The sequence below is a fragment of the Kibdelosporangium aridum genome, from assembly GCF_900176515.1.
GTDB classification, from domain to species: Bacteria; Actinomycetota; Actinomycetes; order Mycobacteriales; family Pseudonocardiaceae; genus Kibdelosporangium; species Kibdelosporangium aridum.
This window is the reverse complement of the sequence record NZ_FWXV01000005.1, coordinates 15,320-29,692: the sequence shown is the minus strand read 5'-3', so window position 1 is coordinate 29,692 and position 14,373 is coordinate 15,320. Positions and strand designations below refer to the sequence as shown.

Here is a 14,373-nt window from a genome sequence, read left to right as displayed (position 1 = left end):
CATGACCGAGTTCCTCCCCCTGAACACCACCGTCGACGTGCGTGACCAGCAGCCGACCGTCGCGATCCTGCCCGTCGGCAGCCACGAACAGCACGGACCGCACCTGCCGCTGGCCACCGACACGATCATCGCCTCGACCGTCGCACGTGCGCTGAGCTCGGCCTATCCGGTGCTGGAGCTGCCGCCGATCACCATGTCGTGCTCGCACGAGCACGCCGCATGGCCGGGCACCGTGAGCATCTCGGCGCCGACGTTGTACGCGGTCGTGCGGGACATCGCCGAGTCGTCGCGCCGTTCAGGGATCGAGAAACTCGTCCTGATCAATGGGCACGGCGGCAACTACGTACTGTCCAATGTGGTCCAGGAGTCGGCAGGGATGGCGTTGTTCCCGACTGAAGTGGACTGGAACAACGCCAGGATCGCGGGCGGCATCGAGACTCCGATGATCAGCGACATGCACGCGGGCGAACTGGAAGTGGCCATCCTGCTGCACACCCACCCGGAGGTCGTGCGCGCGGACTACGCGCAACACGACCACCTGGCGGACGACCGCGATCACATGCTGACACTGGGCTTGCAGGCGTACACCAAATCCGGCGTGGTCGGCCTGCCGTCCCGTGCCACAGCGGAGAAGGGCCGCGATGTGCTGGCAAGCCTGGTGACTTCCTTCGCGGCCGTCCTCACGGCACTCGAACAGGGGTAGCCTCAGAGCAGGTCGTCGAGCTGGGGCAGGTAGTGGTCCAGCCGCTCCCGCTTCGCCTTGAGGTAGGGCAGGTTGTCGTCGTTCACGTCGATGAGCAACGGAACTTGTTCGGAGATACGGATTCCGTACTGCGAAAGCGACTCGACCTTGTGCGGGTTGTTGGACAGCAGGCGGATCGCCGGCACGCCGAGGTCCTGCAGGATGTCCGCGGCGGCTTGGTAGTCACGGCAGTCCACGGGCAGGCCGAGCGCCACGTTGGCGTCGACTGTGTCCAGGCCGTCTTCCTGCAGCCGCATGGCCTTCAGCTTGGCCAGCAGGCCGATGCCCCTACCTTCGTGGCCTTGCAGGTAGATCAGGATGCCCGCGCCTTCGGCGACAATCGCCTTCATCGCCGCGGATAACTGATCACCGCACTCGCACCGGGTGGACGCGAACACGTCACCGGTCAGGCATTCGGAATGCACGCGGGTCAGCGGGTCGCGCCCGGTGATGTCGCCGTACACCAGTGCCATGTGCTCGATCGCGGACGTCGGGTCCTGGTATCCCACAGCGAGAAAGTCACCGTACCGGGTGGGCAGCCGGGTTTCGGCGGCTCGTCGGGTGAAGCCGGCAAGTTCCGTCATAGTGCCTTTTCCAATCTCCGCAGCACCGGTGCGCGGAGGATCAGCACTCCGGCCCCGGGCAGGCTCGCGACCAGCGCGAGCACTCCGTACACCACCGCTGTGGTCAGTCCCTGCGCGGCGCCCAGACCGGCGGCACCGAACACCACCGCGGCCACGCCTTCCCTCGGTCCCCAGCCCCCGATGTTCACCGGAAGTCCCATCGCCAGCAGCGACAGCACCATCAACGGCACCAGCTGGGCGATCGGTGCCGTCGACCCGACCGCGTGGGCCGCGACGACGAACAGGCAGATGTGCCCAGCCAGCGCTGCCGCTGACAGTAGCGTGATTCCCGGCCACGCGTTACGGGCCAACAGTCCCGCTCTGATGTCAGCGATGGTCCTTGACAGACCGGTGTTGCCGCGTACCCATCGTTTCGCGGCGACGAACGCGACCGCGATCACGGCGAGTACACCGAGGATGATCAGGATGATGTCACGGGGCAGACCGAGGGACGGGACCGCGAGCAGCACGGCCACACCGGCGACGACGATCACGGCTTGGCCCGCGATGCGTTCGAGGACAACAGCTCGCACACCTCGGCCGAGGTCGCCTTCCTGTTGTCCATGTTCGACCGCTCGCTGGACGTCACCGAGAACTCCCGCCGGCAGCACGGCGTTGAGGAACAACGCACGGTAGTAGTCCAGCACCGCACGGGGAAGAGAAAGCCGCAGGCCGAGGCGGCGGGCGACCAGGCACCAGCGCCACGCACTGAGCACTGTGGTCGCCAGCCCGATGCCGAGGGCCGCGAAGATCTCGCCCACGGTGATCACGCGCAGCCCGTCCACGAAGCTCTGGGTACCCAATTGGAGAAAAAGCGCAACGAGAATTCCGGCGCCGATCAGCAGCTTGGCCCACGCCCACATGGTCTTCGTCATGACGCACCTGCCGGCAGGGCGAGCAGGTCCTCATGGTGGACCACGACGCGCAGCTGTGAGTCGCCCAGTCTGCGGTCCAAATACGCCTCGGCGTGCTCGGCGAGACCGGGCTGGTGGTCGACGGCGGCTGCCACCCAGCCCCGTAGCCACTCAGTGATCAGTGCGGCGTCGCCTGCGCCGAGCCGCCACGGGCTGGGCCTGCGGTGCACGGTCGCTCCTTGGTTTTGGAAGAGTTTGGCGGCGGTGTCCACTGCCTCCGGCCCGAGCAGCCGTCTGCCGTCCACTGTCCGCCGCTGGTGTGCGTTGAATGCCTTGACCAGTTCGCCGTCGAGTGCGTCGACCGGGTCCAGCTCGATCCGGCCGACCACCGACAGGGCGAAGAAGACCGGGACCTTGGCGCAGGCCTCGGCCAGTGCGGCCATCTCGTCCGCGGTCAACAGGTCGAGCAGGGCCGACGCGGTCACCAGCGACGTCCCGCTCAAGTCGGTCGCGCGCAGCCGGGTGATGTCCTGCAGCTCGCCGGTGACCGTGACGTTCCTGGGCATCCCGGCCACGGCACGCGACAACAGACCCGGGTCACGGTCGTGCAGGATCCAGTGCTGCGGTGCGGGCAGCTTGGCCGACAGCCAGCGGCCCATCGAGCCGATGCCGCAGCCGAGGTCCCGGATGATCAGCCCGGGCCGGTCACCGAGGTACGCCCGCAGCGGCTCGACGAGTTCGGCCGACCGGGCCGCTGCGTCCGCGTCCTCCCGCAGCGACAACCACTCGGCCGGGTACGTGGTGTTGTTGCTCAGCTGCGACATGCCGGTTCCTCCAGGTCAGCCAGCACATCGGCCAGTTGGTGCGCCGCTGTGTCCCAGTCGATCAGCGTTTCCCGCCGGGCGTGCGCGGCGGCCCGCAGCTTGTCGCGCAGCGGCGCGTCGGTGAAGAACCGGCGCAGCGCGTCCGCGAGCCGCCAGGTGAGGATGCCGGGCACGGTCCCGTCGGGTGCTTTGCCGACGGTCTCCGGCATCGCGCTGACTTTTGTTGCCAGCACTGGAATTCCCCGGGCCAACGCCTCGGTCAGGACCATGCCGTAGGTCTCGGTGTGCGACGGCAGGACGAACAGGTCCGCCGCCGCGTAGCTGGCTTCCAGCTGCGCGCCGGTCTTCGGCCCGGTCATCGTGACCCGGTCGGCCAGCCCGCTTTCCTTGATCATCTCGTGCAGCCGGAGCACGTAGTCGGTGTCCCGCCGCAACGAGCCGACGAGCTCGCAGCTGAACGGCAGGTCACGGACGTCTTCGAGGGCCTCGACGAGCCGGTCCTGGCCCTTGCGCTGGGTCACCGCGGCCACACACAGCAACCGTGAGCGGCCGTCGGTGCCGGGTGCGAGCGGCGCGGGATCGGTACCCGGCGGCACGGCGTGCACACGGTCGCCGTCGAGCCAGTGGTGCTGCACGATCCGGCGCGCCGCCCACGGGCTGGTCGCGATGACCATGCCCGCGGCGTGCAGCGTCTCCCGTTCCCGGGTGTTGAGGTCCTTGGCGAGGTCAGGGTCCAGGCCCGTCTCGTCCGCCAGGGGCAAGTGCACCAGCACTGCCAGGCGTAACCGGCGGGCCTGCGGCACCACGACCTCCGGGACACCGCAGGCGACGAGTCCGTCGATCAGGACGGTCGCGCCCTCGTCCATCTTCGCGAGGGCGCTCGCCAAGTCCTGACGGGCTTTGTCGTCCGGCGTCGGCCAAGTCCCGGCGATCGCGACCTCGGTGGCGCCGAGCGCGCGGACCATGCGACGGTCGTACACGTTCCCGCCGCTCGGCACTGCCTGGTCGTCGATGTCGCCAGGGACAACGAAGGTGATCACAGCTGACGCCGGTAACTTGCCCACGCCACATGGGACTCATGCAGCGTGACGGTGATTTCGGACAGTCCACGCGCGCCGTCACCGAGCTTGCCTTCACCGATCCGGCCGGCCAACCGGTCGGCGATCACCTTGGCGAGGAACTCGGTGGAGGTGTTGATGCCCTTGAAATCCGGCTCATCGTCCAGGTTGCGGTAGTTGAGCGGAGCGAGCACCTCCCCGAGCTGCTCGGTGGCGAGTCCAATGTCGACGACGATGTTGTCGTCGTCGAGTTCGGCTCGCGAGAACGTTGCGTCCACGAGGAACGTCGCGCCGTGCAGCCGCTGTGCGGGTCCGAAAACCTCGCCACGGAAGCTGTGAGCGACCATGACGTGATCGCGGACGGTGATGCTGAACACCCGGGGGCCCTCCCAATCGGTTCGTGTCGTCAACCGTCGTACCTAATACGGTGACAAAGGCCAGGTAGTTCACCGCTGGCCAGAGAACTCATCACCCGGGGCAGCTCATCGAACGGGAACTCCCCGCTGATGAGGGCGTCAAACCCCGGGTCAGCCAGCAGGTCGAGGGCCACGGCCAGCCGGTCGGCATAGCCGCGGCTGTCGCGGCGGGCCTTGGCCACCTTCCCTACCTGGCTTGCTCGAATCGTCAACCTGCGCGAGTGGAACCACTCCCCCAGCGGGAGGTTTACCCGGCGGTCGCCGTACCAACTCATCTCGATGACCTCGCCGTCCTCGGCGAGCAGCTCAAGCGCCCTGACCAGGCCTGCCTCGGTCGCCGTCGCGTGCACGACAAGGTCACAGCCGTCCTTGGCATCCCCCGGCAGCGCGAAATCGACCCCCAGTGCCGCCGCCACCTCGGCCTTCGCCGGGTCGGCGTCGACCAACTGGACCCGGGTGGCGGGAAAACCGGACAGCACCTTGGCCACGGACGCGCCCACCATGCCCGCCCCGATCACGGCGATCCGGTCACCGATCATGGGTGCCGCGTCCCATACGGCGTTGACGGCTGTTTCGACCGTTCCGGTCAAAATCGCCCGTTCGGGCGGCACATTGTCCGGAACGACCGACACGGCGGCCGCCGGAACGACGTATCGAGTCTGATGTGGATAGAGGCAGAACACTGTCTTGCCGACGAGGTGGCCAGGCCCCTCCTCGACCACACCCACGTTGAGGTAGCCGTACTTGACCGGTGCAGGAAAGTCACCCTCCTGGAACGGAGCCCGCATCGCCTCGTACTGGCTTGGCGGGACTTCACCCCGGAAGACAAGCGTTTCGGTGCCCCGGCTGACTCCGGTGAAAATAGTTCGAACCAACACATCGTCCGGCGCGTGTTGTTGCACATGAGCAGGCCCAATGTCGCCACGACCAGCCGAACGCACCCAGAACGCCCGTTCCATTCGTTCTACCCTCCACTCAAGGTCTCGATCACCTTAAGTAGTGGGAGGACTGCGTTGGCCGTCGAGCCCCTTGTGGCCGTGGTCGGACAGTTGCTGCTGCTCACTGCCCTCGCGATGGTCACACCGCTCGGCGTCGAAGGGTGGGTGGCAGGGGCTGCTTACGCCGTTGTGATGGGCGGCATGTTGATGACAGCTCTGTTCCGCACAGGTGCGAAGACCGTCGGTGCCGCGAACCGCGTCACGCTCGCCAGAGCCGCGCTTGTGGGAAGCGTGACGGCCTTTGTGGTCGACTCGTTCTGGCGGCCTGCTCCGTTGGTGCTGTTGACCGTTATCGCGGCGGTCGCGTTGATCGGCGATGCGATCGACGGCCAGCTTGCCCGGCGCATGGGCTGCGCGACACCGTTGGGCGCGCGTTTCGACATGGAAGTGGACGCGTTCCTGATCCTTGTTCTGAGCGTGCTCGTGGCACAGTTCCTAGGGCCGTGGGTGGTGCTGCTCGGCGCCATGCGATATGTGTTCGTCGCCGCGAGTTGGGTGTTCCCGTGGCTCAACGCTCCGCTCCCGCACAGCATGGCGCGTAAAACCGTGGCTGCCGCCCAGGGAATCGCTTTGGTGGCGGCGGCTTCAGGCGCGCTGCCCCACACGGTCTCCCTCATGATCATCATTGCCGCACTGGCCACATTGGCCTGGTCGTTCGGCCGGGACACGATCTGGCTGTACCGCTCGCGGGCCTGACATCACGTTGCACACGTCGATGTCGCCGAGATCGACCCGGCGGCCCCTGCCACGCAAGGTCAGCGGGATGCCACAGATGTCGGTCATGCTGAGCCCGTGCACGCGGACATCGTCCACTGTGTCCAGAACTAGGCCTTGGCAGTGTTCGAGGACCACGGCGGATACCGTGATACGGCTCGATGCGAGCACCTTGATTCCCCCTTGCGGCCACGGAGTCCGGTAGTGGAACGTGCCGTCGGCGACTGAGCCTGTGTCGTAGCCGTAGACCGCGCAGTCCACAATGGCCATGCCTGTGCAGCCGATCAGCCGGATCCCGTCGCCGTCGCATGCGTTGATCGTGACGCGGGCGATGGTCACGTCACGGCAGTTCTCAAGCACGAGACCGTCGCCTGCGGTGTCGATGACGATGTCCTCGATCGTCACGCCGGTCAGATCTTTGAAATGCTGCGCCATCGGGGCATCCACCAGTTGGCTCGGCCGAACATGTGCATCAAGGCACAAGCACAGCGAGTCACCGGGTCACATCGGCAGTCCGCAACCTCACCAACGGCGCTGACGAAGGTCATGAACCGGGTGACTTTCGTCAGGTCTTGTGCCGATTGGTGTGGACTGCGCGGTGACGCCGAATACCGTTGGGCACGTGACCATCACGCGTGACCGGGTGTTCGACGCCTTGAGCCTGACCGGCGCGATCGCCTTGCTGATCGTGTCGGTCGTCGGCCCGCCGGAGAACCTCGCGTACACCGGCGTCGGGATCGCCGTCCAGGTGATGGCCGTCGGGCCGTTGGTGTTCCGCAGGCTGGCGCCGCTGGCGGTCATCTGGTTCACCGCGGCGACCGCGATCGGTATGTCGATCACCGAGCTCGTCGCACCGGGCACCATCATCGATCTGGCCCATGACCATGGCACTCTGTGGATTCCGCAGGCCGTCACCCCGTTCGCGGTATGCGGGGCCATGTCGCACTACCGCAATCAGACGGCCGTGTGGATACCGACCGGGGTGCTGTTCATCCTGGGATTGCGGCCGTGGGAGCTCACCGGAGCCCGCATCGCCCAGTCGCTGATCCTGGTCATCGTGCCCGCGGTGATCGGCATGTCCATCGCGGCCCGAGACCGCACGTACAAGGTGCTGATGGAGTCGGCCAGAGCCGACGAGCGGGCCAAACTGGCCGCCGAGATGCACGACGTCGTCACGCACCGCGTCAGCCTGATGGTCCTGCAGGCCGGCGGGCTGGAAATGACCGCACGGGACGAGGAAACCCGCCGCGCGGCCGAGGAACTGCGCGCGAACGGCTGCCAGGCATTGGAAGAGCTGCGTGAGGTCGTGGCGATCCTGCGGGAGCAGGGCGGGGAAAGCACCGGCAAGACGGCGCAGGCGCCGGTACCCGAACTATCCACTTTGGTCTCCGAGTCCACGTCTGTTGGCGTGCCTGTGGAACTGGTCGAGGAGGGCGCTGCCGGGCAGGCATCCGCTGTGGTCCGCCGGACCGCACACCGGATCGTGCAGGAGGCGTTGACCAACGTCCGCAAGCACGCGCCCGGAGCCAAAGTTCGCGTGCACGTGACCTACGGCCCGTCCGATACCAGGGTTTCGGTGCGCAACTCCCCGCCGATCGGGCCGGGCCTCAGCCTGGCCGGCTCCGGCTCGGGGCTGGACAACCTGCGCGAGCGCGTCAGCATGATCGGCGGGACACTGGACGCGGGCCCGTCCTCGGAAGGCGGTTTCCACGTTTCGGCGACCCTGACGGAGCCAGTCTCATGATCCGAGTTCTCGTCGTGGACGACGACCCGATGGTGTGTGCCCACGTGCGCACAATCCTTGGTACCGCAGAGGATCTCGGTGTCGTCGCGGAGGCGTACGACGGCGCCGAGGCCGTCGAGGCGGTGTTGCGGCATCGTCCCGACGTCGTCTTGATGGACTTGCACATGCCCGGTGTGGACGGGCTGACCGCGATCCAGAAGATCAGCGAACTCAAGCAACCACCCGCGGTCGTGGCGTTGACGACGTTCGACGGTGATCACTACATCCTCCGGGCGCTGCGCAGCGGGGCCGCCGGATATCTGCTGAAGTCCACGCCGCCCAAGGATCTCATCGGCTTGGTTCGTGTCGCGGCCAACGGGCACACTGTGATGTCGCCTGCCGTGTCCCACAGGCTGATCGCCAACACGGTCGAGCGGCGTCCGGCCCAATCGGCCCTGCTCGCCGAGTTGACCGAACGGGAGACCGAGATTCTGGCCTGCCTTGGTGACGGCCTGTCCAACGCCCAGATCGCGGCTCGCGTGCACTTGAGCGAGGGCACCGTGAAGAACTACATCTCCCAGATCCTGGTCAAGTTGCGGTGCGCCAACCGTACTCAGGCCGGACTGCTGGCCTACGACGCCGGTCTGTGTTCCCGGCCCTAGAGTTGCTTGATCACCGCGGTGGTCTTGCCCGCGATCGTGCTCGCGAGGTAGCGGCTGAAGCCCGGGACACGGGCCAACCGCATGGCGGCGCGGCGGATTCGCAGGTGGCTCTCGGACGCGGGCAGAAACCAGCGGGCGCCGTTGCGGGCAACCTGTTGTTTCTCCTCCACGACCGGGCGCCAGAGCTTCTCGTAGCTGGTCAGCGCCTCGCGCACGGAATGGGTCCTGTCGAGTTGAGCTGCCAGCACGAAGGCGCCTGCCATGCCCAGGGATGCGCCTTGACCAGCAAGTAGCGACACGGCATGGCACGCGTCACCGATCAGGACGACAGGGCCCCGGCTCCATTCCGGCAGCACCGTCTGCGCGACCTGGTCGTAGTACACGTCCGCAGGACCGGGGCAGGCCTCAAGCGCTTGCGGGACAACCCATCCCAGGTCCGCGTACACGCTGCGAATCGCGGCCTGCGGATCGACGGGCAACGTCGGATCGGGCGTCCGGTGCACGGTGAACGCGGCGACACGGCCGTCGCGCAGGGCGTAGAACCCGAACTGCTTGCCGACGGTGTCCGTCAGGCAGAACCTGTCGCCCACTTGTGCGTGCACTGATGGATCGTCGAAAACGTACGCAGCTGTGTGGAAACCCAGATAACGCAGGCAGTCCGAGCTGTTGAAGGTCAACGACCGCACTACGGAATGGATGCCGTCCGCTCCGACGAGCAGGTCCGCGACAACTGTGCTTCCGTCCGACAACGTGACTGCCACGTTGTCCGGCGAAGTGTCAATGTCACGCACGGACGTGCCGAAACGCAGGTCGACCGAGGCGGGGAGACGCGAACGCAGGACCGCCTCCAAATCCGGCCGCATAATGCTGACCAGCTTGGCGTCCACCGCCTTCGCGAAAGTGCCGAACGGCAGACCGGCCCGGCGACGGCCGGTCTCGTCGAGGTACGCGGCCTCGCTGACCTGGTAGCCCGCCTTTGTCAAGCTGGGTAACAGGTCCATCTTCTCGGCCACGTCGTAGCCGGGGCCGAAGAAGTCGATCATGTAGCCCTGCGGCCGCGGCCCCGGCGCCTTCTCCACGACGGTCAGGTCATGGTTCGGGGCCAATTGGTTCGCCAGGGTCAAGCCCGCTATCCCCGCCCCGCAGATCAGGATCTTCATACGTCTGTCCCTCCGACCAACCGGCGCAGCACCGGCCGGAGGTCTGTCTTCGCCGACGGGTTCAACGCGCGGTGCAACATCAGGCCGTCGATGGCGGCCACGAGCACGGCCGCTGTTTCTTGTGGCGCAACAACCGCGCGGTCGGCCAGCCACCCGGCGAGCTTCTGCTGGAACTCGGCGACCAGTGCGCTGATCGCCGCGCGCAGCTCCGCGTCCCGGGTGGCGGCCAAGTAGGTCTCGATGAACACCAGCGACACCGGGTCGTCCCCGGTGAACTTCTCCAGCGGGTCGATGAGTCCGGCGACCACGTCGTCGGCCGGTTCGAGACCGGCCACGGCCTCGCGCATCGCCCCGATGGCCGCTTCGGTGAGCAATGCGCGCAGTGACGAGAAGTGGTAGTGCACGACTCCCGGGGCGACTCCAGCCCGCTCGGCGAGCATCCGCGTACTCACCGCTGACCAGCCCTTTTGCGCGATCAGCTGGACCGCTGCGGCCATCAGGCGCAGCCGCACGTCCCGGCCACGCTCAGCCATCACCGACATCGTGCCACGCTCCTGGTCATTCGTCTTGGGCGATCGTCCAAGTCGTATGACCAAGGTATCGGTCAAGGATCGTGAAGTCCATGCGTTTAGTCCTCGATCACGTGGGGAATCCGTGCTGGGTCTCCACGCCCTGGTGGGGGGACGCGATCAGTCCGCTGGGAGATTTGTATGACCGAAGATACTGGCGACACCGCCGCCGTCCCTGATTCGCAGACCGGCAAGGAGTTGCACAACCTGCGCACCCGCATCGACCAGCAATCACAGCAACTCAACAGACACGCTCGCGAGCTGACCGCCCTGCACAACGACCTGGCCGAGCTCGACGAGCGCATCGACGCGCATCAGCACCGGGACAGCTAGCCCGTGTTCGACACGCCCGTTTTGACCGGACCAGGCAAGAAGTAGTCACTCGGCGGTCTGGTCGTGCGGTCGCGGTGCAAGATTCCGCAATGCGATTAGTCGTCGGCATGTCCGGCAGTTCGGGTTCGATCTTCGGCGTCAGGCTGCTCGAGGTCCTCAAGCAGGCCGGGACCATCGAGACTCACCTCGTGGTCAGCAAATGGGCTCGTGCCGCTCTCGAGTACGAGACGCAGCACACTCTGGATGACGTCTACCGGTTGGCGACCAAGGTGTACGACGTCGGCGACCTGGACGCGGCGATCTCAAGAAGATCGTTCCGTACCGACGGCATGATCGTGGCCCCCTGCTCGGGCAAGAGTCTCTCGGCCATCACCAACGCACGCAACGACAACCTGCTCAGCCGCGCTGGCACCATGCATCTCAACGAAGGCAGGAAGCTCGTCCTCGTGTTACGCGAAGCCTCGCAAAGCCTGACGCACGTCCGCCTGATGCGGGACGCCACGTCATCGGGCGCGATCGTCATCCCGCCACAGGACGTCGAGGGCACCGTCCAACGCGCATTGGAACAGTTCTCCCTGGCCACCGGCCTTCCTGCGCGGTCGTGACGCGATGGACCTGCACGAAGCGATCCGCGGCAGGCGCCCCATCCGCAAGTTCAAACCGACACCCGTCCCCCGTGACCTGCTGGCCGAAGTCATGGACCTCGCACTGTGGGCACCGTCTTCCGGCGGCGAACACGAGTACGAGCTCGTGGTGACCCGAGGCGCGTTGCGGGCCCGCATCCAGGAAGCGGTCGTCGAACAACTGGAGAGCATCCGAGCGGACTGCGAACGCGATCACGGACACAAGATCGCTGAGGAAGTCACCGCCTTCTACCGTGACTTCGGCGGTGCACCCGTGCTCGTCTTCGCCTACGCGGGTACGTTGCCGGACGGCCGCGACGACACCTTCGGTATCTCGGTCGCGGTGCACAACATGATGCTCGGCGCGCACGCGGCAGGCTTGGGCACAGCGTGGGCTGGTCTGCCGTGCGCCCACTCGGTCGAACGCGCGGCCGGGCTGGCCGACAACGGCAAGACCCTGGTCGGCATCGTGCCCGTCGGATTTCCCGACGAAGAGGCGAGACCCACGGCACGCAAGGACAACCGCGTGAGATGGATCGGCTACTGAGCGCTGCTCCAGCCATTGCTGGATGAGGCGCGGAAGAAGTCTGCGGCCGGGCGCTCGACTGGTCGTCCGTCGTACTGGGTGGACAACACGACGGACGACCGCATCTCGCCGTGCGCGCCGATCCGCTCGAGCAGTCCTTCGAAGTGTTCCAGCGACGCCGCTCGCACCTTGAGCATCGAGCAGTGGTCGCCGCTGAGCTTGTGCACTTCGACCACTTCCGGATAGTCGTCGGACGCACTGGTCTTGAGCAGGCATTTGCCGAGCGCACACCGCATTTCGATGAAGGCGGAGATCGGATACCCGGCTCTGCGCGGTTCGACCCGCGCGTGGTAGCCGGTGATCACGCCGCTCTCCTCAAGCCTGCGGACGCGTTCAGCCACCGCGGGCGCGGAGAGGTTCACCCGACGGCCAAGCTCTTTGAACGACAGCCTGCCGTCGGCCTGCAACCGCTCGACGATGCGCCAGTCCAGCTCGTCGAGCTGCCTTTCCATTCGGAAGGTCATCGGCCACTTCCTCCTTGCGTCGACACGGTCGCCGGCCGCGAACTCCGTTCTGCGGCCATTCGAAACCCGTCCGGACCTGCATACCATCCTTAGCCATGGACCTGGGGACCAATACTCGGCGGCGCGCGATGTCGGCGCTTTTCGCCACTGTGGCCTTGATGAACACCGCGCAGGTGCTCGCCAATACGGCGGGCACGCTGATCGCTGCCGAGACGAGCGGTCCGGGAGCGAGCGGTTTGCCCAGTGCGGCCGGTGTCATCGGCACCGCGGTTGGCGCTCTGTTATCGGGTGCGCTGACTTCCCGGCACGGCAGGCGTTTCGCTTTGCTCGTCGGGTACGGATCCGCGACCGCCGGTGCGCTCGCCGCGTCGATCGGTGCCGTCATAGGTTCGTTGATCCTCATGCTGGCCGGCCTGATGACTCTTGGCCTCGGCAACGGCGCCGCTCAGTTGTCCCGGTATCTCGCGGCCGACATGTATCCGGCGGAGCGCAAGGCGTTCGCGCTGTCGTCGGTGGTGTGGGCGGGCACGATCGGTGCGCTGACCGGGCCGTTGATGATCGCGCCGACCGCGCACGCCGCGAAATGGCTTGATCTGCCTGACCTTTCCGGCCCGATCATGGTCGCTGGCCTTGCGGTCGCGTTGGCCGCGGCGACGTCGTTCATCCTGCCGCCGGACGAGGTCGCCCAGTCCACGAAACCGGAAGGCTGGGCGGTGTTCCGGCGTCCGGCGCTGAAACTTCCGTTGACTGCCATGGTGGCCGCGCAGATCACGATGGTCGCTGTGATGACGATGACGCCTCCGCAGCTGCACCACCTCGGGCACGGACTGGACGTCGTCGGCTGGATCCTCAGTGCACACATCTTCGGGATGTTCGCGCTGTCACCGATCAGCGGCCGGATCGCGGACCGCATCGGCGGGCGACGCACCATCGCGTGCGGAATCGTCGTCCTGGCCGCGGCCACGGTGCTCGCGATCATGCTGCCCTCGTCGCACACGTCCGGCCTGCCGATTTCCCTGTTCCTGCTGGGGTACGGCTGGAACCTGATGTTCGTCGGCGGCAGCAGCCTGCTCAGCAGCATGGTGCAGACCAGGGAGAAAGGCGCGATCGACGCGGTGATCTGGGGGTCGTCGGCGTTCGCGAGTATCGGATCCGGCCACCTGTTCGGCTACGGCGGCTACCCGCTCGTCGCCGGGGTGGCCGGGATCCTCGCCCTGCTTCCGGTGTTCCTGCTGGTCAGACGTGACGCAGAAACCACTGGGTGAGCCGCTCGTCGACCTTCTTGGCCAAGGGCGACTGCGGTGCCGGTTGCATTCCTGGCTCCTCGGCGAGCGGGTGCGCCAGGTCCGGAACGCCTGCGAGCTCGGCGTTCGGCAGCGAGTCGGCCAATTCCTTGGCATCGGTGCGAAATCCCGGATGATCCTCGTCACCGCTGACCACAAGCAACGGCGTTGCGCCGATATCCCCCGCGCGAGCCACGAAGTCGAGAGCGTCTGCCGCCGCGGCGGACTCCGCGTTCCACGGGTAAGGGTTGCCCCAGATGCTCTCGATGAGGCTCACGCCCGTCCGGACCCGGATCAGCCCGTTGACGATCGCCGCCGCCTTGAACTCGGTCTTGGTCAGGTTCTGCAGCACAACAGCGCCACCGAGGGATCCGCCGAGCGCGAGGAGTGGTCCGTCGCCAATGGACAGTTGACTGCGGACGGCGGCAAGGGCCGCCGGGAACTCGTCGACCGCCAAACGGACGAACAACGAGAAGTAGGACAGTACCGGGTCGCGCTGGGCACGCTCGATGATGGCATCCATGCTGCCGTCGATCATCCGCGCGCCGCAGAAGGGCAGCCCGAAGTGGACGCGCCAGGCGGGGAGATCATTCAGCGGCAGGGCGGCGGCGAACGCGGCATTCGTGCGTGGAGCGTCCATCATGTGCCAGGACACCAGCAGGGCGTCAGTTTCGACAGACGGAGGCAACGCTGTGTACGGCACGCCTGCAGCTGTGCCCGTGATCGGCTCACCCATGCCGT

The 14,373-nt window shown here is 66.6% G+C and carries 19 protein-coding genes; 8 read left to right on the top strand and 11 right to left on the bottom strand.

Features of this window, described 5'->3' with window-relative positions; all coding sequences use genetic code 11:
• Position 1: 1 nt before the first annotated feature.
• The gene (locus B9C43_RS27400; RefSeq protein WP_084429904.1) at positions 2-703 is read left to right on the top strand and encodes a creatininase family protein; all 702 of its coding nucleotides are present in this window, start codon (positions 2-4) and stop codon (positions 701-703) included.
• Between the two features lie 2 nt (positions 704-705).
• On the opposite strand, the gene ribA is transcribed toward B9C43_RS27400, so the two are convergent.
• Genes ribA through B9C43_RS27370 form a run of 6 tightly spaced genes read right to left on the bottom strand, consistent with a single transcriptional unit; the run spans position 706 to position 5,476 of the window.
• Positions 706-1,326, bottom strand: a complete 621-nt coding sequence (ribA, locus tag B9C43_RS27395; protein ID WP_051794656.1) for a GTP cyclohydrolase II — start codon at positions 1,324-1,326, stop codon at positions 706-708.
• On the bottom strand, positions 1,323-2,240 hold the full coding sequence (locus tag B9C43_RS27390; RefSeq protein ID WP_084429903.1) for a lysylphosphatidylglycerol synthase transmembrane domain-containing protein: 918 nt from the start codon (positions 2,238-2,240) through the stop codon (positions 1,323-1,325). The genes ribA and B9C43_RS27390 overlap by 4 nt, the downstream gene beginning before the upstream one ends.
• Positions 2,237-3,043, bottom strand: a complete 807-nt coding sequence (locus B9C43_RS27385; protein WP_084429902.1) for a class I SAM-dependent methyltransferase — start codon at positions 3,041-3,043, stop codon at positions 2,237-2,239. Before B9C43_RS27385 ends, B9C43_RS27390 begins: the two co-directional genes overlap by 4 nt.
• Complete coding sequence (locus tag B9C43_RS27380; RefSeq protein WP_235038866.1) at positions 3,031-4,107, bottom strand: glycosyltransferase family 4 protein; 1,077 nt, start codon at positions 4,105-4,107, stop codon at positions 3,031-3,033. The genes B9C43_RS27385 and B9C43_RS27380 overlap by 13 nt, the downstream gene beginning before the upstream one ends.
• Positions 4,080-4,478 (bottom strand): 6-pyruvoyl trahydropterin synthase family protein, encoded by a 399-nt coding sequence (locus B9C43_RS27375; protein WP_033387845.1) that lies wholly within the window; start codon positions 4,476-4,478, stop codon positions 4,080-4,082. The genes B9C43_RS27380 and B9C43_RS27375 overlap by 28 nt, the downstream gene beginning before the upstream one ends.
• A gap of 29 nt (positions 4,479-4,507) precedes the next feature.
• Positions 4,508-5,476, bottom strand: a complete 969-nt coding sequence (locus B9C43_RS27370) for a zinc-dependent alcohol dehydrogenase (protein ID WP_033387846.1) — start codon at positions 5,474-5,476, stop codon at positions 4,508-4,510.
• A 54-nt stretch (positions 5,477-5,530) separates the two neighbouring features.
• Between B9C43_RS27370 and B9C43_RS27365 the strand changes: the two genes are divergently transcribed.
• On the top strand, positions 5,531-6,211 hold the full coding sequence (locus B9C43_RS27365; protein ID WP_033387847.1) for a CDP-alcohol phosphatidyltransferase family protein: 681 nt from the start codon (positions 5,531-5,533) through the stop codon (positions 6,209-6,211).
• Here the strand turns inward: B9C43_RS27365 and B9C43_RS27360 are convergent.
• The gene (locus B9C43_RS27360) at positions 6,101-6,664 is read right to left on the bottom strand and encodes a right-handed parallel beta-helix repeat-containing protein (protein WP_084429901.1); all 564 of its coding nucleotides are present in this window, start codon (positions 6,662-6,664) and stop codon (positions 6,101-6,103) included. The two genes, B9C43_RS27365 and B9C43_RS27360, sit on opposite strands and share 111 nt — an antisense overlap.
• Before the next feature lie 187 nt (positions 6,665-6,851).
• Here B9C43_RS27360 and B9C43_RS27355 point away from each other — a divergent pair, with 187 nt between their 5' ends.
• Positions 6,852-7,973, top strand: a complete 1,122-nt coding sequence (locus B9C43_RS27355) for a sensor histidine kinase (RefSeq protein ID WP_084429900.1) — start codon at positions 6,852-6,854, stop codon at positions 7,971-7,973.
• Positions 7,970-8,614, top strand: a complete 645-nt coding sequence (locus B9C43_RS27350) for a response regulator (RefSeq protein ID WP_084429899.1) — start codon at positions 7,970-7,972, stop codon at positions 8,612-8,614. The genes B9C43_RS27355 and B9C43_RS27350 overlap by 4 nt, the downstream gene beginning before the upstream one ends.
• Here B9C43_RS27350 and B9C43_RS27345 read toward each other — a convergent pair.
• Positions 8,611-9,774, bottom strand: coding sequence for an FAD-dependent monooxygenase (locus tag B9C43_RS27345; RefSeq protein WP_084429898.1), 1,164 nt, complete (start codon positions 9,772-9,774; stop codon positions 8,611-8,613). The genes B9C43_RS27350 and B9C43_RS27345 overlap by 4 nt on opposite strands.
• Positions 9,771-10,307 carry a TetR/AcrR family transcriptional regulator gene (locus B9C43_RS27340; RefSeq protein ID WP_084430365.1) on the bottom strand — a complete coding sequence of 179 codons (537 nt, stop codon included), beginning with the start codon at positions 10,305-10,307 and terminating at the stop codon, positions 9,771-9,773. Before B9C43_RS27340 ends, B9C43_RS27345 begins: the two co-directional genes overlap by 4 nt.
• A gap of 177 nt (positions 10,308-10,484) precedes the next feature.
• Between B9C43_RS27340 and B9C43_RS27335 the strand changes: the two genes are divergently transcribed.
• From B9C43_RS27335 to B9C43_RS27325, 3 genes are all read left to right on the top strand, one after another.
• Positions 10,485-10,676, top strand: coding sequence for a hypothetical protein (locus tag B9C43_RS27335; RefSeq protein WP_033387851.1), 192 nt, complete (start codon positions 10,485-10,487; stop codon positions 10,674-10,676).
• 89 nt (positions 10,677-10,765) lie between these two features.
• A complete protein-coding gene (locus tag B9C43_RS27330; protein WP_084429897.1) occupies positions 10,766-11,281 on the top strand; it encodes a UbiX family flavin prenyltransferase in 516 nt (171 codons plus the stop codon).
• Positions 11,282-11,285: 4 nt separating this feature from the next.
• A complete protein-coding gene (locus B9C43_RS27325) occupies positions 11,286-11,846 on the top strand; it encodes a nitroreductase family protein (protein ID WP_051896645.1) in 561 nt (186 codons plus the stop codon).
• Here B9C43_RS27325 and B9C43_RS27320 read toward each other — a convergent pair.
• Positions 11,840-12,349: an Lrp/AsnC family transcriptional regulator gene (locus B9C43_RS27320; protein WP_084429896.1), complete on the bottom strand. Its 510-nt coding sequence runs from the start codon at positions 12,347-12,349 to the stop codon at positions 11,840-11,842. The two genes, B9C43_RS27325 and B9C43_RS27320, sit on opposite strands and share 7 nt — an antisense overlap.
• A 95-nt stretch (positions 12,350-12,444) precedes the next feature.
• Between B9C43_RS27320 and B9C43_RS27315 the strand changes: the two genes are divergently transcribed.
• Entirely contained in the window at positions 12,445-13,614 is a 1,170-nt protein-coding gene (locus B9C43_RS27315; protein ID WP_200825710.1) for an MFS transporter, read from the top strand.
• Here B9C43_RS27315 and B9C43_RS27310 read toward each other — a convergent pair.
• Positions 13,586-14,368: an alpha/beta hydrolase gene (locus B9C43_RS27310; RefSeq protein WP_084429895.1), complete on the bottom strand. Its 783-nt coding sequence runs from the start codon at positions 14,366-14,368 to the stop codon at positions 13,586-13,588. The two genes, B9C43_RS27315 and B9C43_RS27310, sit on opposite strands and share 29 nt — an antisense overlap.
• Between the last annotated feature and the right edge of the window lie 5 nt (positions 14,369-14,373).